This is a genomic window from Cupriavidus sp. WS (assembly GCF_000395345.1).
Lineage (GTDB): Bacteria > Pseudomonadota > Gammaproteobacteria > Burkholderiales > Burkholderiaceae > Cupriavidus > Cupriavidus basilensis_B.
In genome coordinates this window covers 1-311 of the sequence record NZ_AQPL01000738.1, presented here as the reverse complement: position 1 = coordinate 311, position 311 = coordinate 1, and the positions used below count along the sequence as shown (strand labels likewise).

Here is a 311-nt window from a genome sequence, read left to right as displayed (position 1 = left end):
CCTTTAACCGTTTCGGTATAGCGAGGCCTGGGTTGCGGCTCCAGCGTCAATGTGGAACCCGCTCGAATGGATTGGGCGGAGACCCGGTGTTGGCCTCGGCCTATGCTGCCGGGACCGCAGCAGGTAGGTTTGACCCAGGCGACTAAGTTGACAAACGCGACAAAAGCGACTAGAGTGAGTCCTGTCTCAAACCTACTTGGGAGATGACCATGCCCACTGCCATTGAATTCATTGCCGACCGTCTGCCGCGCGTCACGGTGGAGGACGTGCGCCGCTTCGCGGCTACCGTCGAAATCCGGGATGCCAAGGCG

Annotated in this window: 1 pseudogene; it reads left to right on the top strand. The window is 60.1% G+C overall.

Going from position 1 to position 311, the window contains the following annotated elements:
- Positions 1 to 209: 209 nt before the first annotated feature.
- Positions 210 to 311, top strand: a pseudogene (locus tag K206_RS43510) (integrase); the annotation flags it as partial.